General features: G+C 65.6%; 20 protein-coding genes and 1 riboswitch. Of the genes, 12 read left to right on the top strand and 8 right to left on the bottom strand.

Features of this window, described 5'->3' with window-relative positions; all coding sequences use genetic code 11:
• Positions 1 to 52: 52 nt before the first annotated feature.
• From OSB52_RS00005 to OSB52_RS00015, 3 genes are read right to left on the bottom strand one after another with little or no spacing between them, the layout of a single operon-like run.
• Positions 53 to 1,213, bottom strand: a complete 1,161-nt coding sequence (locus OSB52_RS00005; protein WP_235723743.1) for an adenosine deaminase — start codon at positions 1,211 to 1,213, stop codon at positions 53 to 55.
• A complete protein-coding gene (locus OSB52_RS00010; RefSeq protein ID WP_235723742.1) occupies positions 1,210 to 2,562 on the bottom strand; it encodes a thymidine phosphorylase in 1,353 nt (450 codons plus the stop codon). The genes OSB52_RS00005 and OSB52_RS00010 overlap by 4 nt, the downstream gene beginning before the upstream one ends.
• Positions 2,559 to 2,960, bottom strand: coding sequence for a cytidine deaminase (locus OSB52_RS00015; protein WP_235723741.1), 402 nt, complete (start codon positions 2,958 to 2,960; stop codon positions 2,559 to 2,561). Before OSB52_RS00015 ends, OSB52_RS00010 begins: the two co-directional genes overlap by 4 nt.
• 224 nt (positions 2,961 to 3,184) lie before the next feature.
• Between OSB52_RS00015 and sdhC the strand changes: the two genes are divergently transcribed.
• From sdhC to OSB52_RS00060, 9 genes are all read left to right on the top strand, one after another.
• Positions 3,185 to 3,592 carry a succinate dehydrogenase, cytochrome b556 subunit gene (gene sdhC, locus OSB52_RS00020; protein WP_235723762.1) on the top strand — a complete coding sequence of 136 codons (408 nt, stop codon included), beginning with the start codon at positions 3,185 to 3,187 and terminating at the stop codon, positions 3,590 to 3,592.
• A 10-nt stretch (positions 3,593 to 3,602) separates the two neighbouring features.
• Positions 3,603 to 4,061, top strand: a complete 459-nt coding sequence (locus tag OSB52_RS00025; RefSeq protein ID WP_235723740.1) for a succinate dehydrogenase hydrophobic membrane anchor subunit — start codon at positions 3,603 to 3,605, stop codon at positions 4,059 to 4,061.
• Between the two features lie 17 nt (positions 4,062 to 4,078).
• On the top strand, positions 4,079 to 5,833 hold the full coding sequence (gene sdhA / locus OSB52_RS00030; RefSeq protein ID WP_235723739.1) for a succinate dehydrogenase flavoprotein subunit: 1,755 nt from the start codon (positions 4,079 to 4,081) through the stop codon (positions 5,831 to 5,833).
• Positions 5,833 to 6,621, top strand: coding sequence for a succinate dehydrogenase iron-sulfur subunit (locus tag OSB52_RS00035; protein ID WP_266059541.1), 789 nt, complete (start codon positions 5,833 to 5,835; stop codon positions 6,619 to 6,621). The genes sdhA and OSB52_RS00035 overlap by 1 nt, the downstream gene beginning before the upstream one ends.
• A 132-nt stretch (positions 6,622 to 6,753) precedes the next feature.
• Positions 6,754 to 7,194, top strand: a complete 441-nt coding sequence (locus OSB52_RS00040; RefSeq protein ID WP_235723737.1) for a hypothetical protein — start codon at positions 6,754 to 6,756, stop codon at positions 7,192 to 7,194.
• A gap of 117 nt (positions 7,195 to 7,311) precedes the next feature.
• On the top strand, positions 7,312 to 7,776 hold the full coding sequence (locus tag OSB52_RS00045) for an Lrp/AsnC family transcriptional regulator (RefSeq protein WP_235723736.1): 465 nt from the start codon (positions 7,312 to 7,314) through the stop codon (positions 7,774 to 7,776).
• On the top strand, positions 7,773 to 9,170 hold the full coding sequence (locus tag OSB52_RS00050; protein ID WP_235723735.1) for an aspartate aminotransferase family protein: 1,398 nt from the start codon (positions 7,773 to 7,775) through the stop codon (positions 9,168 to 9,170). The genes OSB52_RS00045 and OSB52_RS00050 overlap by 4 nt, the downstream gene beginning before the upstream one ends.
• A 3-nt stretch (positions 9,171 to 9,173) precedes the next feature.
• On the top strand, positions 9,174 to 10,193 hold the full coding sequence (locus OSB52_RS00055; protein WP_266059544.1) for an adenosine deaminase: 1,020 nt from the start codon (positions 9,174 to 9,176) through the stop codon (positions 10,191 to 10,193).
• A 401-nt stretch (positions 10,194 to 10,594) separates the two neighbouring features.
• The gene (locus tag OSB52_RS00060) at positions 10,595 to 11,818 is read left to right on the top strand and encodes a serine hydrolase (RefSeq protein WP_372512286.1); all 1,224 of its coding nucleotides are present in this window, start codon (positions 10,595 to 10,597) and stop codon (positions 11,816 to 11,818) included.
• A 3-nt stretch (positions 11,819 to 11,821) separates the two neighbouring features.
• Here the strand turns inward: OSB52_RS00060 and OSB52_RS00065 are convergent, their stop codons facing one another.
• The 3 genes from OSB52_RS00065 to OSB52_RS00075 are packed head-to-tail and all read right to left on the bottom strand — an operon-like array spanning position 11,822 to position 14,824.
• Entirely contained in the window at positions 11,822 to 12,874 is a 1,053-nt protein-coding gene (locus OSB52_RS00065) for a YhjD/YihY/BrkB family envelope integrity protein (protein WP_235723733.1), read from the bottom strand.
• Positions 12,875 to 12,924: 50 nt separating this feature from the next.
• Positions 12,925 to 13,959 carry a tryptophan--tRNA ligase gene (trpS, locus tag OSB52_RS00070; RefSeq protein ID WP_266059546.1) on the bottom strand — a complete coding sequence of 345 codons (1,035 nt, stop codon included), beginning with the start codon at positions 13,957 to 13,959 and terminating at the stop codon, positions 12,925 to 12,927.
• A 28-nt stretch (positions 13,960 to 13,987) separates the two neighbouring features.
• On the bottom strand, positions 13,988 to 14,824 hold the full coding sequence (locus tag OSB52_RS00075) for an exodeoxyribonuclease III (protein WP_235723731.1): 837 nt from the start codon (positions 14,822 to 14,824) through the stop codon (positions 13,988 to 13,990).
• Positions 14,825 to 14,938: 114 nt separating this feature from the next.
• On the opposite strand from OSB52_RS00075, the gene OSB52_RS00080 reads away from it, so the two are divergent.
• Together OSB52_RS00080 and bfr are read left to right on the top strand one after the other, a co-directional pair.
• A complete protein-coding gene (locus OSB52_RS00080; protein WP_235723730.1) occupies positions 14,939 to 15,121 on the top strand; it encodes a (2Fe-2S)-binding protein in 183 nt (60 codons plus the stop codon).
• 105 nt (positions 15,122 to 15,226) lie between these two features.
• The gene (gene bfr, locus OSB52_RS00085; RefSeq protein WP_235723729.1) at positions 15,227 to 15,712 is read left to right on the top strand and encodes a bacterioferritin; all 486 of its coding nucleotides are present in this window, start codon (positions 15,227 to 15,229) and stop codon (positions 15,710 to 15,712) included.
• Here bfr and OSB52_RS00090 read toward each other — a convergent pair.
• Together OSB52_RS00090 and OSB52_RS00095 are read right to left on the bottom strand one after the other, a co-directional pair.
• Positions 15,670 to 16,905, bottom strand: a complete 1,236-nt coding sequence (locus tag OSB52_RS00090) for an MFS transporter (protein WP_266059886.1) — start codon at positions 16,903 to 16,905, stop codon at positions 15,670 to 15,672. The two genes, bfr and OSB52_RS00090, sit on opposite strands and share 43 nt — an antisense overlap.
• Before the next feature lie 103 nt (positions 16,906 to 17,008).
• A complete protein-coding gene (locus tag OSB52_RS00095; protein ID WP_266059548.1) occupies positions 17,009 to 18,874 on the bottom strand; it encodes a cutinase family protein in 1,866 nt (621 codons plus the stop codon).
• Between the two features lie 241 nt (positions 18,875 to 19,115).
• Positions 19,116 to 19,235: riboswitch (SAM riboswitch) on the top strand.
• A 61-nt stretch (positions 19,236 to 19,296) separates the two neighbouring features.
• Between OSB52_RS00095 and OSB52_RS00100 the strand changes: the two genes are divergently transcribed.
• Complete coding sequence (locus OSB52_RS00100; protein ID WP_235723727.1) at positions 19,297 to 20,625, top strand: bifunctional o-acetylhomoserine/o-acetylserine sulfhydrylase; 1,329 nt, start codon at positions 19,297 to 19,299, stop codon at positions 20,623 to 20,625.
• The last annotated feature ends 49 nt before the right edge of the window (positions 20,626 to 20,674 follow it).

Consider the following 20,674-nt stretch of genomic DNA (forward strand, 5'->3'; position numbering starts at 1 on the left):
GCAGATGCCCACCCCAATCCCTGAGGAGCGAGCTTGCGAGCGTCACGAAGGGTCAACCCAGCAGGACCGCATACCCCGGCTTGATCACGTCGTCGATCAGCGCGAGTCGTTCGTCGAAGTGGATGAACGCCGACTTCATCGCGTTGACCGTGAACCGTTCGAAATCGGCCCAGCCGTAGCCGAACTGCTCCGCGAGCCGCAAGAACTCCTTGCTCATCGTGGTGTCGCTCATCAACCGGTTGTCGGTGTTCACCGTGACCCGGAAACGAAGGCGGGCCAGCACGTTGAACGGATGATCGGCCATCGAGGCGACAGCTCCGGTCTGCACATTGGAGCTGGGACACAACTCCAATGGGATGCGTTTGTCGCGGACGATGTCGGCAACTTGCCCGAGCTCGGCACCGGTGAAGCTCTCGGCGGTGAGGTCCGCACCAGGAGGCAGCACGATGTCGTCGATGACCCGCACACCATGACCGAGCCTGTCGGTACCGCAGAACGCGATCGCTTCATGGATCGACGGCAGACCGAACGCCTCGCCGGCGTGAATGGTGAACGGAGCGTTGTTGGCCCGCATGAACTCGAACGCATCGAGATGCCGCGTCGGCGGATTGCCCGCCTCGGCCCCGGCGATGTCGAAACCCGCGACGCCGGCGTCGCGGAAACGCACCGCCAACTCCGCGATCTCGCGCGACCGCGCGGCATGACGCATCGCGGTGACCAGGCATCGCACGATGATCGGGCGTCCCGCCTCGGCCGCTTCCCGCTCACCTGCCGCGAATCCGTCGAGTACTGCCTGGACCACCTCGTCGAGCGTCAAACCCTGTTCGAGGTGTTGTTCGGGCGCATAGCGCACCTCGGCATACACCACCCCGTCGGCCGCGAGGTCCTCGACGCACTCGCGGGCCACCCGGGTCAGCGCGGCGGGCGTCTGCATCACGGCGACTGTGTGCGCGAACGTTTCCAAATAGCGCTCCAGTGAGCCGCTGTCGGCCGCGTCGCGAAACCATTCGGCGAGTTCGTCCGGATCGTCGGCCGGCAGCTCGCCATAGCCGGTTTCCCGCGCCAATTCGAGCACCGTGCTCGGTCGTAGACCGCCGTCGAGATGGTCGTGCAGCAGCACCTTCGGGGCCAGCCTGATGTTGGGCAGATCCAGCGGCCGTCCCGGCCCGAGGTCGGTCGCCCGATTCGAAGCGGGCACTTGCGCGGTCGTCATGCACCGACGGTAACGCGATCGACGATCAGGGGCGCGGGCTCGCCCGGCGCGTCGCCCACCGTGACCGCGGCGCGCAACGCGGCCCGCGCCGGCGCGAACCGTTCGGCGGTCTGCGTGTGCAGAGTGAACAGCGGATCGCCCCGACGCACCCGATCCCCGGGCTTGGCGTGGATGGTGACGCCCGCCTCGGCCTGCACGGCCGCACCCGGCACCGCACGTCCCGCTCCGAGACGCCACGCCGCGATCCCGACATCCCAGGCGTCGAGACCGACGACCACGCCCGAGTGCTCGGCCGTGACGGTGTCGGTGTGGTCGGCGACCGGCAGCGGCGCATCCGGGTCGCCGCCCTGGGCGGCCACCATCGCCCGCCACACATCCATGGCCTTGCCGTTGGCGAGGTTGACCGCCGGGTCCACCTCGCCGAGCCCCGCCGCGTCGAGCATCTCCCTGGCGAGCGCCACAGTCAGCTGCACCACATCATCCGGGCCGCCACCCGCGAGCACCTCGACCGACTCGGCCACCTCGAGCGCATTGCCCGCGGTCAGCCCCAACGGCGTGTTCATGTCGGTGAGCAGCGCGCGGGTGGTGACCCCGGCCGATTCACCGAGCTCGACCATCGTCTCGGCCAGTTCCCTGCTGAGCTGCTCGGTCTTCAGAAAGGCCCCGCTGCCGAACTTGACGTCCAGGATCAGCGCACCGGTGCCCTCGGCGATCTTCTTCGACATGATCGAACTCGCCAGCAGCGGAATCGACTCCACCGTCGCGGTGACATCACGAAGCGCGTAGAGCCGGCGATCGGCCGGTGCCAGATCACGGCCCGCCGCGCAGATCACCGCACCGACCCGCTCGAGCTGATCGACCATCTCGTCTGGACCGACATCGGCACGCCAGCCCGCGATCGACTCCAGCTTGTCCAGCGTGCCGCCGGTGTGGCCGAGCCCACGCCCAGACAGTTGCGGAACCGCCACACCGTAGGACGCCACCAGTGGCGCCAACGGCAATGTGATCTTGTCCCCCACCCCGCCGGTGGAGTGCTTGTCGACGGTGGTCAGCTGCTGGCCGTCGCGGCGCAGCCTGGTGAAATCCATCCGGCGCCCGGTGTCGACCATCGCCTGGGTCCAGCGGGCGATCTCGCGGCGCGACATACCCCGGATCAGGATCGCCATCAACAACGCCGACATCTGTTCGTCAACGACGTCGCGGTGCTCCGCGGCGTAGCGATCGATGACCCAGTCGATCTGGGCGTCGGACAACTCCCCACCGTCACGTTTGGTCCGGATCACCGAGATCGTGTCGATGACCTCTGCGTCCTCGGGCCACGATTCGGTCGTGACGTCCTGGTCACTCATCGCGCCGCCTCCAGATCCTCGGGCCCGAACGCATCGGGCAACAGCTCTGCCAGGCGCCGCGGCCCGCTGGGATGGTCCACCAGCAGCACGGACCCGCCGTGTTCGAGCAATACCTGCCGACAGCGTCCGCACGGCATCAGGATCGCCCCGCGGGCATCGCACACCGCCACCGCGACCAGCGGCTGTCGACCGGTCGCGACCAGGTGCGCGACCAGGGCGACCTCGGCGCAGATGCCGAGACCATATGAGACATTTTCCACATTGCAGCCCAGCACCACACGTCCGTCCGATGTCAGGCCGGCCGCACCCACCGGGAAGCCGGAGTATGGCGCATACGCCCGTTCGATCATGGCTTCAGCGTTGTCCCGCAACAGTTTCCAGTCCACGTCGACAGACACGACAGGCTCCTCACAATCGGTACGGGCGAGCAAGATGTGACCCCGGATACGACCAATAACCTTGGTAAGGCATACCTAATTCGAGATCAGTTGTCGCCCAAATCTGTTCGGGCAATTTACGCCCGGCCTCAGCATAGGTTTAGAGTCTCATGCATGGGTCCACGGCCGAGCCTGATAATGCCGACTCGGCACATCCATCGACGCTGTTGGAGGCCAATTTCGCGATGAGCACCCCCACCGAGGTAGCACCAGAGCCGGTGCGCAAACGCTCCCTGTATCGAGGCGACCCAGGCATGTGGTCGTGGGTGCTGCACCGCATCACCGGTGTCACCATCTTCTTCTTCCTCTTCGTCCATGTACTGGACACCGCGGTCATCCGCATCGATCCCAACAAGTACTCCGAGATCATCGAGACGTACAAGACGCCGATCATCGGACTCATGGAGATCGCGCTGGTCGCGTGTGTGGTCTACCACGCGTTCAACGGTGTGCGGATCATCTTGGTCGACTTCTGGTCCAAGGGCCCCAAGTATCAGCGGCAGATGCTGTGGGTGATCCTGACCCTGTTCGTCATAGTCTTCGGCGCGGGTGCGGTCCGTCTGCTGCAGATCCTGATCACCCACTCGTTCTAGGAGGCACCTGATGACTGCATCGCAAGCAACTCCGGGTGCCGCGAAGACGCTGGGCACCGACTACGACCGTCCGGCAAGCCTGGACAATCCCCGCGCACCGCGGATGCGCAAAGGTGGGAACTTCGAGAAGTACGCGTGGCTGTTCATGCGTTTCTCCGGGCTCGCGCTGATCATCCTGACCATCGGTCACATGTTCATCATGCTCGCCTGGGACGACGGCGTGCACCGCATCGACGCCTCGTTCGTCGCCGCGCGTTGGAAGGAACCCTTCTGGCAGATCTGGGATCTCAGCATGTTGTGGCTGGCCCAGCTGCACGGCGGCAACGGCGTCCGCACCGTCATCGCCGACTACTCACGCAAGGACTCCACCCGGTTCTGGCTGAACGTCCTGCTGGGCATCTCGATGATCCTGGTGCTGGTGCTCGGCACCTACGCACTGCTGACCTTCGACGTGAACAGCGTCGGCTGAGGAGACTGACGAAACTGATGCAGGAACATCGCTACGACGTAGTCATCGTGGGTGCCGGCGGGGCCGGCATGCGCGCCGCCATCGAATCCGCGCCACGTGCGCGGACAGCGGTGCTGACCAAGCTCTACCCCACCCGCAGCCACACCGGCGCAGCACAGGGTGGCATGTGCGCCGCGCTGGCGAACGTCGAAGAGGACAACTGGGAGTGGCACACCTTCGACACCGTCAAGGGTGGTGACTACCTCGCCGATCAGGACGCCGTCGAGGTGATGGCCAAGGAAGCCATCGACGCGGTCCTGGATCTGGAGAAGATGGGGCTGCCGTTCAACCGCACCCCCGAGGGCAAGATCGATCAGCGCCGATTCGGCGGACACACCCGAGATCACGGCAAGTCGCCGGTGCGACGTGCCTGCTACGCCGCCGACCGCACCGGCCACATGATCCTGCAGACGCTGTATCAGAACTGCGTCAAGCACGACGTCGAATTCTTCAACGAGTTCTACGCGCTCGACATCTGCCTCGGTGAAAACGAAGACGGCGAGATGGTGGCCAATGGTGTGGTCGCCTATGAGTTGGCCACCGGCGAGATCCACGTCTTCCACGCCAAGTCAATCGTGTTCGCCACCGGCGGCTCGGGCCGGATGTACAAGACCACCTCCAACGCCCACACGCTCACCGGCGACGGCATGGGCATCGTCTTCCGCAAGGGATTGCCGCTGGAGGACATGGAGTTCCATCAGTTCCACCCGACCGGCCTGGCCGGACTCGGCATCCTGATCTCGGAGGCCGTGCGTGGTGAGGGTGGCATCCTGCGCAACGCCGACGGCGAACGCTTCATGGAGCGCTACGCCCCCACCATCAAGGACCTCGCACCCCGCGACATCGTCGCTCGATCGATGGTGCTCGAGGTGCTCGAGGGCCGCGGCGCCGGGCCCAACAAGGACTACGTCTACATCGACGTCACCCACCTCGGCGAGGACGTCCTCAACGAGAAGCTGCCCGACATCACCGAGTTCGCCCGCACCTACCTCGGTGTCGACCCGGTCACCGAGTACGTCCCGGTGTACCCGACCTGCCACTACGTTATGGGTGGCATCCCGACCAACATCGAGGGTCAGGTGCTGCGCGACAACGACACCGTGGTGCACGGCCTCTACGCGGCCGGCGAGTGCGCCTGTGTGTCGGTGCACGGCGCGAACCGGCTGGGCACCAACTCGCTGCTCGACATCAATGTGTTCGGCCGGCGGGCCGGTATCGCCGCCGCCGACTACGCCACGTCGGCCGACTTCATCGAACTGCCCGAGACGCCGACCAAGATGGTCGACGACTGGCTCGAGGTGCTGCTCAGCGAACGCGGCCATGAGCGCGTCGCCGACATCCGCACCGAGTTGCAGGTGACGATGGACAACAACGCGTCGGTGTTCCGTACCGAGGAGACGCTCAAGCAGGCACTCACCGACGTGCACGCACTGAAGGAGCGCTACAACCACATCCGCGTGCACGACAAGGGCAAGCGCTTCAACAGCGACCTACTCGAGGCGATCGAGCTCGGCTTCCTTTTGGAGATGGCCGAGGTCACCGTGGTCGGCGCGCTCAATCGCAAGGAGTCACGCGGCGGTCACGCCCGCGAGGACTACCCCGACCGCGACGACACCAACTACATGCGCCACACCATGGCGTACAAGAAGGGCGAGGGCCTTCTCGCGGACATCGAGCTGGACTACAAGCCCGTCGTGCAGACCCGCTACGAGCCGATGGAGCGTAAGTACTGATGACAGCGATCATGGAGAACCCCACCCCATCCGCCGACGAGCCGCCGCTGCCCCCGGTGCCCGACGAGGCCACCATGGTCACGTTGAAGATCTACCGGTTCAATCCGGAGAACCCGGACGCGCAGGGATTCGAGAGCTTTCGGGTGCCGGCGCTGCCGACCGACCGGTTGCTCAACCTGCTGTTGTACGTGAAGGGTTACCTGGACGGCACCCTGACGTTCCGACGCAGCTGCGCCCACGGCGTGTGCGGGTCCGACGCGATGCGCATCAACGGCGTCAACCGCCTGGCCTGCAAGTTGCTGATGAAGGACATGCTCCCGAAGGACACATCCAAGGAGCTCACCATCACCGTCGAGCCCATCAAGGGCCTGCCGGTCGAGAAGGATCTCGTGGTGAACATGGAGCCGTTCTTCGATGCCTACCGCGCGATCAAGCCGTTCCTCATCGCGTCGGGCAACGAGCCGACCCGGGAACGTATCCAGAGCCAGGCCGACCGTGCCCGCTTCGACGACACCACCAAGTGCATCCTGTGCGCCTGCTGCACCACCAGCTGCCCGGTGTTCTGGAACGAGGGAAGCTACTTCGGTCCCGCCGCCATCGTCAACGCGCATCGTTTCATCTTCGACAGCCGCGATGAGGGTGCGGTCGAGCGTCTCGACATCCTCAACGACATGGATGGTGTGTGGCGCTGCCGGACCACCTTCAACTGCACCGAGGCGTGCCCCCGCGGCATCCAGGTCACCCAGGCAATCCAAGAGGTCAAACGTGCGCTGATGTTCTCGCGTTGACCTGCTGACGGCCGATCCGGCCCTCAGAAGCAGATAGACCTATCTGCAGCCCCGACGATGCCCCTCCTCGGTTCTCGAGGAGGGGCATCGTCGTCGGTGGAACCGATCGCACCCCTGATGCGTCCAATCACCATGAGCCGCACACATTCACTGGCCGTCGGTGCACTGGTCTGCATCGGGCTCGTCATCGGCCCGGGCGTCGCGATCACCGTCGGTTCGCCGCACGCCCAAGCATCCCCGCGCCACCCGGGTGCCGGTGACCGCATCACCGTGGTGCTGACCTCGGACCGCGAGGTCAACAGTGGGGCGTCCTGGTACGACAGCCACAACACGCTGCGCAGCCAGACCCGTGTCCCGCTCACCCGTCATGATCCGACGTCCGCGAGATACTCTGCGTCGCTGGTGTTCACCAGTCGGGTACGACATCAGAGGATCGACGCCGTCTTCCAATCGTCCGGCGGATTCGCCCGATGCGCGGTCTGGGTGAACGCGGTGAAGGTTCGGGAGAAGACCGCACATTCGGGGCAACATGCCACGGCGTACTGCGGACCCGATGCCCGGCCGTCCACATGAGCTGACAACACGGTTCGGGGCGCTCCAAAGACAGAATCGCTTGTCGCAAGGCGCAGAGGACTACGAATTCCGTGAGATCTGTTGCTTTCTACTACTGAATCCGCCAGGATCGTAGGTGTGGCCGAATCCGCTCTCCCCACACTCGACGACACCGCGAAGAGAATTATCGAACAGCTGCAAGCCGACGGCCGCGCCTCGTATGCATCGATCGGCAAAGCAGTGGGCCTGTCGGAGGCCGCTGTTCGCAACCGCGTCCAGAAGTTGACCGAGAGCGGGCTGCTGCAGGTGGTCGCGGTCACCGACCCGCTCACCCTCGGCTTCTCCCGGCAAGCCCTGATCGGCGTCCGGTGTACCGGCGACACCGAAGCATTGGCAGAGCAATTCGCCACCCGTCCGGAGATCGACTACGTGGTGCTCACAGCAGGCTCGTTCGACATCCTCATCGAAGTGGTCTGCGAGGACGACGACCACCTGCTGCAGATTCTGAACCGACACGTCCGAGCCCACCCTGAGGTCAACGCCACGGAGACCCTTGTCTATCTCAAACTCGTGAAACAGCAATACAATTGGGGAACCCGATGAGCATGGCCGACGAGCCCACCGCCACCCTGTCGCTCGGCGACCGCAGCGCCGCACACCTGTGGGGACATTTCGCCAGGCACGGCGACGCGATCCGGCCACCGGTCATCACCCGCGGTGAGGGAGTGCGGATCTTCGACGACCGCGGCCGGAGTTACCTCGATGGCCTGGCCGGCCTCTTCGTCGTCCAGGTGGGGCACGGCCGAGACGAGCTCGCCGAGGCCGCCGCGCGGCAGGCCAAGGACCTGGCGTTCTTCCCACTCTGGTCCTACGCGACCCCGCCGGCGATCGAACTCGCCGAACGGCTCGCCGCTCATGCACCCGGCGACCTCAATCGCGTGTTCTTCACCACGGGTGGCGGCGAGGCCGTGGAGAGCGCGTGGAAGCTGGCCAAGCAGTACTTCAAGCTCACCGGCAAACCGGGCAAACACAAGGTGATCTCGCGCTCGGTGGCCTACCACGGCACGCCACAGGGCGCACTCGCTATCACCGGTGTGCCTGCGCTCAAGGAGGCGTTCGAACCGCTGACGCCGGGCGCGTTCCGGGTACCCAACACCAACATCTACCGCGCGCCGGATCCCTTCGGTACCGGCGAGTTGGCCGCCGATCCGAAGAAGTTCGGTCGGTGGGCAGCCGACCGCATCGCCGAGGCCATCGAGTTCGAGGGCCCGGACACCGTGGCCGCTGTGTTCCTTGAGCCGGTCCAGAACGCCGGCGGCTGCTTCCCACCGCCACCGGGATACTTCGATCGGGTCCGCGAGATCTGCGACACCTACGACGTGCTGCTGGTCTCCGACGAGGTGATCTGCGCGTTCGGCCGCATCGGGTCGATGTTTGCCTGCGACGACTTCGGCTACGTCCCCGACATCATCACCTGCGCCAAGGGAATGACCTCGGGTTACTCGCCGATCGGCGCGATGATCGCCAGCGATCGACTGTTCGAACCGTTCCGCGACGGCACCACCAGTTTCCCGCACGGTTACACCTTCGGCGGTCACCCCGTTTCGGCTGCGGTGGCGCTGGCCAACCTCGACATCTTCGAGCGGGAGCACCTCAACGACCACGTCAAGAACAACGCTGCTTCGTTCCGGGCGACCCTGGAGCGGCTCGGTGACCTGCCGATCGTCGGTGACGTCCGCGGCGCGGGGTATTTCTACGGGATCGAACTCGTCAAGGACAAGGCCACCAAGGAGACGTTCACCGCCGTCGAGTCCGAACGCATCCTGCGCGGATTTCTGTCCTCGGCCCTATTCGACGCGGGGCTGTACTGTCGCGCCGATGACCGCGGCGACCCGGTTGTGCAGCTCGCTCCCCCACTGATCGCCGGTCAAGCGGAGTTCGACGAGATGGAGCAGATCTTGCGCTCGGTACTCACTGAGGCATATACGCTCCTGTAGAGCATGTCCCGGATTCGCGAACTACCCAAGGTCGAGCTGCACGTGCACATCGAGGGCACGTTGGAGCCCGATCTCGTAGTGGAACTCGCGCACGATCAGGGCATCGAACTGCCGTATCCCGATGCCGAGGTACTACGTGAGCGCTACGTGTTCGCCGACCTGTCATCGTTCCTCGACATCTACTACGCCAACCTCGATGTGCTCCGTCGCCGCCACGACTTCGCCCGCCTCGCATACGAATACGGCGCGCGGGCGCACCTGGCCGGAGTCGTGCACGCGGAGGTGTTCTTCGACCCGCAGGCCCACCGCTCACGTGGCGTGCCACTGCACGACGTCGTCGGCGGACTCGTCGACGGGTTCGATGATGCGCGGGCGGAGTTCGGTGTCACCACCGATCTCATCGCCTGTTTTCTGCGTGACCGGCCGGTCGCCGAAGCGTCGGCGGTACTCGACGAGCTCGTGGACATGTCCGCGCCGATCGTCGGCGTGGGCCTCGATTCGGCCGAGATCGGTAATCCCGCCGCGCCGTTCGCCGAAGTGTTCGCGCGGGCAGCCGCGCTCGGCCTGCGACGGGTGGCCCATGCCGGCGAGGAGTCAGGTCCGGAATCGGTGCGCGAGGCGATCGAGGAACTGGCGGTGCACCGCGTCGACCATGGCATCCGCAGCGTCGACGATCCAGGTGTGATGGCCCAGCTCGCGGCCCACCGCATTCCGCTGACGGTGTGTCCGTTGTCGAATGTGCGGCTGCGCACGGTCGCAGATCTCGCATCGCATCCGTTGCCGCACCTGATCGAGGCAGGCGTCGTGGTGACCATCAACTCCGACGATCCCGCATATTTCGGCGGCCACGTCGACGACAACTTCCTCGCCGTCGCCGAACAGTTCGCCTTGACCGACGACACACTCGCCCAGCTGGCCCGCAACTCGGTGACCGCGATTTTCCTACCACAGGAGCGCCGAGACACGGTGCTCGCCCAGATCGACGAGTGGCTGGCAGCCGGCCACCCACCGCCGGTCGAGTAACCGCCGAGCCACCCCTCCACCTACCGCTGGTCGAGTAGCCGCCACGCCACCCCACCACCGGCCACAAACCGCCGGTCGAGTAACCGCCACGCCACCCCACCACCGGCCACAAACCGCCGGTCGAGTAACCGCCACGCCACCCCACCACCGGCCACAAACCGCTGGTCGAGTAGCCGCCGAGCCCCTGGGCGAGGCAGCGTATCGAGACCCCGGCCAACCAGGTTTCGATTCGGCCGCGGCTAGCGCCTCGACCTACTCAACCCACGACGTCCCGCCAGAACTCGCCACCCGACGCCATCAGCAGATAGGCGGCCGCTGGTAGGCTCCTGCCGGTGACGGAGGGGAGGCCGGCGGGTGTCGGCAAGCGTCTGGCCGCGGCCTTCGCCGCGGCAGTGTGCCTGATGATGACCGGCGGGACGTTCGGGCCGGCCGCCGCCGCTCCGATGCCGACGACCCCGATCACCGATCACTGCCCCTATCGGGTGGGCACCCCGCCTCCGGTGGACGAGTCCGAGGTGGTCGCACCCGGTTCACCGACCCCCACACCGCTGCCGGTGCCTGCGACGTCCGTGGGCGGTGAACAACTCGCGCACTGCGGTGTCGTCGCCGATCCGATCGCCGGACCCATCCCGCCCGCGCTCACGTCGGCCGGTTGGTTGGTCGCCGACCTCGACTCGGGAGCGGTACTCGCCGCCAAGGACCCCCACGGTCGGTACCGGCCGGCCTCGACGATCAAGGTGCTCCTGGCCCTGGTCGTCCTCGACGAGCTCGACCTCGACGCCGTCATCACGCCCACCGTGGCGGAATGGAGCACCGAAGGCGACTCCTGCGGGATGGGCCCGGGTGGCCACTACTCCAATCGCGACCTGCTCACCGGCCTGCTCGTCGTCTCGGGCAACGACTGCGCCAACGCGCTCGCCCGTCAACTGGGTGGCGTCGAGGAGACGCTCGCGAAGATGAACGCCAAGGCGCAGGCGCTCGGTGCGCTCGACACCCGTGCGGCGTCACCGTCTGGGTTGGACGCGCCAGGAATGTCGTCGTCGCCGTACGACCTCGCGGTGATCCTTCGGGAGGCGATGACCGACACCACGTTCCAGTCGATCGTCGCGCTCGAGAGCTACCGGTTTCCCGGTTACCCGAAGCGTCCCGATGTCCCGGGCGACAAGGATCATCCCGCGTATCTGATGCAGACGTCCAACCACCTTCTGCTCGAGGGATATCCGGGCATGATCGGCGGCAAAACCGGCTACACCGACGATGCCCGCAAGACGTATGTGGGCGTCACCGAGCGGGACGGACGACGAATCCTCGTTGTGGAGATGTTCGGCCTGACCGTCGGCACCAATTCGTACTGGGACCAGACGAAAGCATTGTTCGACTACGGATTCCGGACACCTGCGAACGTCGAGATCGGCACGCTGACAACCCCCGTGGCCGACTCTGCCGCCACTGGGACACGAACGTCCACTCCGACCACCACCCCGACCGCATCGCCGCGGACAGTCACCGCGACCGGACCCGACCATCCGGCAGGCTGGTCGGTCCGCATCCTGATCGGTCTCGTTGCCGCGCTCGTGGCAGTGCTGTTGGCGCTCCTCGCGATACGCCTGTTCGCCAAGAGGTGATACTCAGCGTCGCATCAGCCAACCGACGACGGCGCTTGCGGCAGCACCGATCCCCGCCACCGCCACCAGCGTCGTCGGTCGCGGTGCCGGGCTGACCTGATAGTTCGGCGAGACCAGCACCGGCGCCGGTGTCTCGTCCTCCTCGGTCACCTGATACGGCTCGTTGGCCACGTCGGTGGCACACCAGGCGGCGGCGTACAACACGATCCGCGAGGCCAGGTACGCGAAGACCAGCAGGCCGATGATGGGACCGAACGTCACTCCGGCGGGCCCGTTCAGCACCGACTCCAAGTATATGCCGCCGACCGTCTTGACGATCTCGAAGGCGATCGCGGTGAGCAGACCGGCCTTCATCGTGTTGCGAAATGGTAACTGCACCAGAGGAAGTCGCGACATCACGAAGGTGAACAGCAACCAACTCGCCAATACCGACACCACGATCGCAACCGTGCGAACGACGGCCGGCGCCCACGCCGCGTCGTCGAGCCCGACCCAGGACAGAACCTCGGTGGTCAGCCCCGAGTTCCCCAGCGCGGTGATCGCCATCGTCCCCGCGAAGGCGATGCCCAGCAGGGCGAAGGTCACCAGATCCCACACCTTGGACATCACCGGGTTGCGGTTGACTCGTCCGCCCCACATCTCGGTCATGCCGGTGCGCACCCCGGAGATCCAACCGATGCCGGTGAACGCGGCGCCGACCAGACCGACGATGCCGACAGCGGCGCGTTGGTCGACCGCGGAGTCGATGAGATCGCTGACCTGATCACCCAGCCCTTCGGGCATGTTCTCCACCACGGCCCGTTGCAGGTCGTCGAGCAGGTCGGGCTGACTGGCCAAAACGAAACCGGCGATCGCGAAAACCACCATCACGATCGGGACCAACGCCAAGATGCCGTTGAAGCTGATCGAAGCAGCGTAGAGGTTGCCCCGGCGATCGTTGTAGCGCTGCACCGTCTGGATGACGTGTTCGAGCCAGGTCCATCTCTCCCGGGCGGCGGCGAATCCGCTCTTCGCACGCTCCACGGTCCCTTTGGCCGAATCAACCACCGAACTCACCTGCGCCGCCTCCTCGGTCGGGTTGCGGGGTCAGCCCGGTCGGTGACTGATCACCCGCCGGGTGCCAGGAAACCCACTTTGTCATAGACGGCCGCAAGTGTCGCCGAAGCGACCGACCGCGCGCGTTCGGCTCCGCTCGCGAGGGTCACGTCGAGTTCGGCCGGATCGTCCATGTACTCGGCCACCCGGCCCCGTAGCGGGGTCACGAACTCGGTCAGCACGTCGGCGGTGTCGACCTTGAGATCGCCGTATCCCTTGCCCTGATACTTGTCGACCAGGACATCCACCGGAGTGCCACCGAGCGCCGACTGGATGGTCAGCAGGTTGCTCACCCCGGGCTTGGTGTCCGGATCGAACCGGATCTCGGTGTCGGTGTCGGTGACCGCGGAGCGGATCTTCTTCGCCGAGCGCTTGGGCTCGTCGAGCAGATTGATCAGGCCGCGGTCGGACTCCGCCGACTTGCTCATCTTCGCGGTCGGGTTCTGCAGGTCGTAGATCTTGGCGAATTCGCGCACGATATGCGCCTCGGGCACCTTGAGGACCTTGCCGAAACGAGAGTTGAAGCGCTGCGCGAGGTTTCGCGCAAGTTCGAGGTGCTGACGCTGATCCTCGCCGACCGGCACGCGGTCGACGTCGAAGGCCAGGATGTCGGCGGCCATCAGAATCGGATAGGTGAACAGCCCGACGCCGGCGGCGTCGACACCCTGCTTGGCCGACTTGTCCTTGAACTGCGTCATCCGGCTGGCCTCACCGAAACCGGTGATGCAGGACAGCACCCAGGTCAACTGCGCGATCTCGGGAATGTGGGACTGCACGTAGATCGTGGACCGCGCCGGGTCCACGCCGACCGCCAGCAACTGGGCGACGCTGCGCCGGGTCCGCTCGGCCAGTACCGCGGGCTCATAGGCGACGGTGATGGCATGCATGTCCGGGATGAAGTAGAAGGCTTCGAAATCGTCCTGCAGCGCAACCCATTGCCGAACGGCACCGAGGTAGTTGCCGAGATGGAAGGAATCACTGGTCGGCTGGATACCCGACAACACGCGCGGCCGCGCGGCGCCTGACCCTGGGACGTCACTGCTCATGACGTCCAGTGTCTCAGACGACCTCGGGTCAGTCGTAGACGACGGTCATCGGTGCATGATCCGACCAGCGCAGGTCATAGGCGTCGGCGCGGTCCACCCATGTCTTGACCGCATGCCGGGCCAGTCGTCGATTGGCCAGCTGGTAATCGATGCGCCACCCCGAGTCGTTGTCGAAGGCCTTGCCGCGCCACGACCACCACGTATACGGACCCGCCTGCCCAGGTGTCAGCTCGCGCATCACATCCGACCATCCCGCACCCAGCCGATCGCCGACCCAGGAACGCTCGTGGGGCAGAAAGCCCGGACTCTTGCGATTGCCTTTCCAGTTCTTGATGTCGGCCTCGGAGTGCGCGATGTTCCAGTCACCGCCGATCACCACATGGCGCTGCCGACGCGCCAACCGGTCGAGGTGTCGACCGAAGCCATCGAGAAATCGGACCTTCTCGTCGTACTTCTGCACATCCTTGGGTTCCGACGTCGCCGCCGCACCCTTCGGCAGATACACACTGGCGACGGTCATCGGACCCAACGGCCCGTCGAGATCGGCCTCGAGGTATCGGCCGGTGGGATCGAACTCGGTATCACCGAAGCCGACGCGAACCGCCTCGATCGGCAGGCGGCTGAGAATGCCCACACCGGCGTGCCCCTTGACGACCGAGTCGCTCATCTCCAGTTGCCAACCGTCGGCAAGCGCCGGCGCCAACGCCTCGTGGGCCTGCTCGGCATCGGCTCGGATCTCCTGCATCAGCACGATGTCCGACTCGGTGCCGGCCAGCCAGGCATGCAGGCCGCGGTTGCGTTCCGAACGGTGTTTCACGGCCGCGCGGATTCCGTTGACGTTGACAGTGGTGATGGCAAGTGACACGGCCACGAGGGTACCGGCGAAATTGGTGCGTCCGTACCAAAGGTAAGGCAACCCTTGCCATGGGTAGCGCTTTATGTAATCCTTGCCTAACTGATCCGATTCGAGGTGAAACCGATGTTCGTTTGCATATGCCGCGCAGTGACCGAGGACGAAGTCCACGAGCACTGCTCAGCGGGCGCCATGTCCGTGGACGCCATCGGCGAACGATGCGGCGCCGGTGAAGGTTGCGGCACATGCCTCGAGCGACTCGCACAGATCGTCTCCGAAAGGACCGCCACCGCGACCACCGCAGCATGATCACCGTCGTGTGACGGCCGAATCCACAACCTCACGTTCAGATGCCGAACGTGGGGCTTTTCGGCGTGCTACGTTCATTTCACCACTGTGAACGGAGGAACGGTCATGCGCGGCGACGACGAAGTGATCGCACTGCTCAACGAACAGCTCACCAGCGAGCTGACCGCCATCAACCAGTATTTCCTGCATTCCAAGATGCAGGCCAACTGGGGCCTCACCGAGATCGCGAGCAAAACCCGCGCCGAGTCCATCGAGGAGATGCAGCACGCGGAGATCCTCACCGATCGCATCCTGTTCCTCGAGGCGCTGCCGAATTATCAGAAGATCCTTCCCCTGCGCATCGGTCAGACGCTGCGCGAGCAGTTCGAGTCCGACCTGGCCATCGAGATGGAGGTCGTCGAACGGCTCCGCCCGGGCGCCACGATGTGTCGCTCGAAGGGCGACATCACCAGCGCGAAGATCCTCGAGGACATCCTTGCCGACGAAGAACACCACATCGACTATCTCGAGACCCAGCTCGAGCTGATGGACCGCATCGGCGAACAGCTCTACCTGTCCAAGACGGTCGCCACACCCCCGACCATCGACTGAGGTCGGGGCCCGCGGCGTCGCCCGGTGAACAGCGCCAAGCCCAACACCGCGATCCCCGCGACCGCCAGCCCCGCACCCATCATCGACGGCGCCCGGTATCCGTGCCCCGCGGCGATGACGAGGCCGCCCAGCCAGGCGCCTGTCGCATTGGCGATGTTGAGTGCGGAGTGATTCAGCGCCGCCGCCAACGTCTGCGCGTCGTCGGCCACGTCCATCAGCCGGGTCTGTAGTGCGGGGATCGTCGATGCCCCCGACAGACCGATGGCGTAGCTCAGGATCATTGCCGCCCAGGCGTTCTGCAGGGTCAAAGCGAACAGCGCCAGGGACACCGAGGTGGCGATGAGGCCGGCGAGGATGCCGAACGGGACGCTGCGGTCGGCGAGAATGCCGCCGACGATGTTGCCGCTGACCATGCCGAGTCCGAACAGCATCATCGCCACCGGTACGAGCGACACCGGCACACCCGCCACCGTGGTCAGCGCCGAGTTCAAGTACGTGTAGTAGGCGAACATGCCGCCGAACCCGACCACGCCGATCAGCAGGGTGAACCACACCTGCGGCCGGGCCAGTGCGCCCAATTCGGTCATGGGATTGGTCACCCGCATGTCGGCCAGCGGCGGAAGGCTGCGCATCAGCGCCACGATCGTCGCCAGACCGATGACCACCACCAGTGCGAACGCCGAACGCCAACCCAGCGATTCACCGAGCCAGGTGGCCATCGGCACACCCGCGACATTGGCCACCGACAACCCGAGCATCACCTTGCCCACTGCCTTGGCACGATCACGCGGGCCGGCCAGGTGCGCGGCGACCAGAGCCGCCACCCCGAAGTAGGCGCCGTGCGGCAGACCGGCGACAAAGCGCGCGGCCATCAACAGGCCGTAACTCGGTGCCAGCACCGTGACGAGGTTGCCGACGGTGAACGCGACCATGAGACCGATGAGCAAGGTCCGGCGCGGGACGCGGGCAGTGAGCGCAGCGATCAACGGGGCTCCGACCACCACCCCGAGGGCATACGCCGAGATGACGTGACCGGCGGTGGGCTCACTGATCCCCAGGGTGCCGGCGATGTTGGGCAACAATCCCATCGCCACGAACTCGGTGGTACCGATCCCGAAGCCGCCCAGTGCCAGCGCGATGATGGCCCACCGCCGCACCGACGGGGGAACCGGCGCGCGGTCGGCGACGGTCAGGGCTGCGGAATCGGCAGGGGCTGAAGACACTCCGTCACCAACCACGGCCTCCCCGGACGTGATTCCCCGAGCCGGGCGTGAGTTCGTTCACACGGGTGCGCGGCTACTCGCCATCCTCCGGACTGTCGCCGTCTGACGTACCCACCTTCGGCGAGCCGGAGCCCGATCCGGTGCCGGTCACGCCCGTCGCGGGGCCGGGCTCGGTTCTGCTGTCGCCCTCGCCGTCGTCTGGATCGGTGTTCTCCTCGGTCGGGGTGTTCGGGTCGGACGTGTCCGTCTCGATCGGTGCCGGCACCTCGGCCGTCGAGGAAGCCGTGCCCGACGAGGAGGCGGGCGGTGTCGTCGGAGACGGGGGCGAGGTGTCGGCCGTCGTGGACGGACTCGTCGGCGTGGGGCGGACCGAGGTGGTCGTCGAGCTGTCGGCCGTCGTCGGCCAGCTCGGTGGCGTAGCGTTCGGTGGCGTAGCGCTCGGTGACGATTCAGGCCCCGAGTCAGGTGCCACTGCCGACGTAACGGCCCCGGACTCCGAGGGCGTCGAGCGTTCGGGGCCCACCGCCTCGGACTCGATGTCCGTCACCTGCGACATCGCACGCAAGAAGGTGACCTGTCGGGGCGCATCGTCGGCGCTCTCTTCCGTGACGTGCGGACCCACGACCGTGCTGCGGGTCGGCAGCGGTCCGATGATCTCGCCGGCCCAGTACTTCACGAAGTTGGCGGGGATCAGCACGATGCTCTTGGCGCTGGCGGCCAGGGCGGCGACGCCCTCCTTGACATCGTCGGGTGCCCGTTCGACCACTCCATTGAGGATCTTCTCGAACACCAACAGATCGGGAAGATAGCCGCCGTAGCCGACGTTCGGCAGCGGCGGCAGGACGTCCTGGACGACGCGGACCACCGGCTGCAGGTTGGACAGCTCGATTCCATAGGGCAGATCGACGGTCCACCGATCGGCGAGGACATCGCGGATCCTCGTACCGTCGAGCCCGATCGTCTCGGCACCATCGCGGATGACGCCGATGATGGCCGAGTCCGCCTCGGCGATGCAGTCGGTCTGGTCGGCTCCGCAATCGACCACGCGTCCCGTGTTCCATACCGGTTCGGTGGGATCGCGATACATCTGCCAGTTGTACAGACCGTGCTTGGTGAAATAGCCGACCAGGCCGTCGACGGTCCCGATGGGGTCGTATAGCGGGTCGGGCAGGTCGCAGATGGGGTCGCCCTGGACGCAGACCGAAACCACGGAGTCCTCGAGCTCACCGAAACCCCGGTTGCCATAGCCCTCTCGGGCGCCGCTCATGGTGAGTCCGGGGATCACGCCGATCAGTGAGAGTTCGATGCCACGGCCGGTCTTGTCCCCCACCCGCCGGGGATCGGCGTAGAGCTCGCCGGACAGGTCGTCGGTACTGATGTCGACGACGATCGGTTCGCCCTCGTCGTCGAGCTCCGGGTTCCCGTGCTCGTCGAGCAGTACGACCTTGTCGTCGCGGTCGTTGCCGATGTCGGAGAGGACGTCGCCGGCCACCCGCGCACCCTGCGAGTAGCCGGCGACCACCACCGGCGTGTCACAGTGATACTGGTAGCGCGCGATCGCCTGCTTCGTCGCGGCGTTGCCCTGCGCGACGCTGTCGTCGTAGCCCGCAGCGCCGAGCGGCCACAGGGTCGTCGGATAGTCGGCGTTGATCACTTTGTAGGGAGCGTCCGCGTAGCGCGGGTCGTCGTCGGCGGTCCCGGGCGTGTCATCGATTCCGGTGCCGCTGAAGCGTTGCTTGACGCCGATCATGTTCGCCGCGTCCGGGTCATTCGTCCCGCCGACGATGATCACGGCGCCCGCACCACAGTCGTAGTCGTCGTCCGAATCCGCCCGGGCCACGCCGGCCGGAAGGCAGTACGCGGCAGCCACCGCGAGAGCACTCGCTATGGCAACGAGCACGACCGTCATCCGGTGTGCCGAACGGCACCGAGCAGGCATCAGATCTCTTCTCGTCGCAGGGCCTGGGCTGGCGACAGCCTAGATCCGCGATCTCAAAGACCGCATCATCGTTCGTTAGACTAACGACTCTCACCTGGGGTTTCAGTCGCATTACGGCCGAAGTTCATCCTTTCGGACGACAGTTGTTCTCAGTTTGTGACCTACCGATCCAGGCGTGTTCCGATCACCGCGAACAACACGGTTCTCAGCCGCGCAGGGGCGTGCTATATCCTTGACGCCAGGTCATGAGCATCAGCGTCAAGCCCCGGCTTGCTGATCGGCAACCCTCCAACCGCGGTGGGGTGCTCCGGGTGATGACCGGGTTGAGGAATGCAGATGCACTCCGAGGCAAGCGCGGGTCCGAAGGTCGGACCCCACCAGGGTCGTTGCACCCTGCCGACCGCAGAAAGTAGGACATGGTCATGTCTGACTCCACTGGCTCCGACGTCGTCGATCCCACGTCGAACTGGAGCTTCGAGACCAAACAGATCCACGCCGGACAGACGGCGGATCCCACTACCAATGCACGGGCACTGCCCGTTTACCAGACGACGTCGTACGTCTTCAACGACACCCAACACGCCGCTGATCTCTTCGGGCTCGCCGAACCGGGCAACATCTACACCCGGATCATGAACCCCACTCAGGATGCGGTGGAACAGCGAATCGCCGCGCTCGAAGGTGGCGTCGCCGCGCTCCTGCTCGCGTCGGGTCAGGCCGCCGAGACGTATTCCATCCTGAACATCGTCGAGACCGGTGGCCACGTGGTATCCAGCCCACGGCTCTACGGCGGCACATTCAACCTGTTCCACTACACGTTGCCCAAGCTCGGCATCGAGGTGTCCTTCGTCGATGATCCCGAGGACCTGGACTCCTGGCAGGCGGCCATCAAGGACAACACCCGGGCGGTGTTCGGTGAGACCATCTCCAATCCGAACAACGAGATCCTCGACATCGAGGGCATCGCCGAGGTGGCGCACCGGAACAGCCTGCCGCTGATCGTCGACAACACGGTCGCGACGCCCTACCTGCTGAACCCGCTCGCCCACGGCGCGGACATCGTGGTGCACTCGGCCACCAAATACATCGGCGGCCACGGCACCGCGATCGGCGGTGCCATCGTGGACGGCGGCACCTTCGACTGGCGGGTACAACGCGACGGCGTCGATCTCTTCCCGGGCTTCACCACACCGGACCCCAGCTATCACGGTGCGGTGTTCGCCGACCTCGGTGCCCCGGCGTTTGCCCTGAAGGCCAGAGTTCAGTGGCTGCGCGACACCGGCGCGGCGATTTCTCCGTTCAATGCCTTCCTGTTGGCGCAGGGACTGGAGACGCTGAGTCTGCGCATCGAACGCCACGTGAGCAACGCACGTCGCGTGGCCGAGTTCCTGGAGGGTCACGCTCAGGTGGAGTCGGTGGCCTACGCGGGTCTACCGTCGTCGCCCTGGTACGACCGCGCCCAGAAGCTACTGCCGAAGGGGCAGGGCGCCATCGTCAGTTTCGAGATCATCGGCGGCGTGGATGCGGGCAAGAAGTTCGTGGACGCACTGACGTTGCACAGTCACGTGGCCAACATCGGTGATGTGCGATCACTGGTGATCCACCCCGCCTCCACCACCCACAGCCAACTGGCCCCGCAGGAGCAGATCGACGCCGGCGTCACCCCCGGTCTGGTGCGGCTGGCAGTGGGTATCGAGGGCATCGACGACATCATCACCGACCTGGAACTGGGGTTTGCTGCTGCCAAGTGATGTGTGGGACAAGAGCATTCATGTGACAACAGGCCAATGCGTCGACAAT

This window comes from Gordonia aquimaris (genome assembly GCF_026262595.1).
Lineage (GTDB): Bacteria > Actinomycetota > Actinomycetes > Mycobacteriales > Mycobacteriaceae > Gordonia > Gordonia tangerina.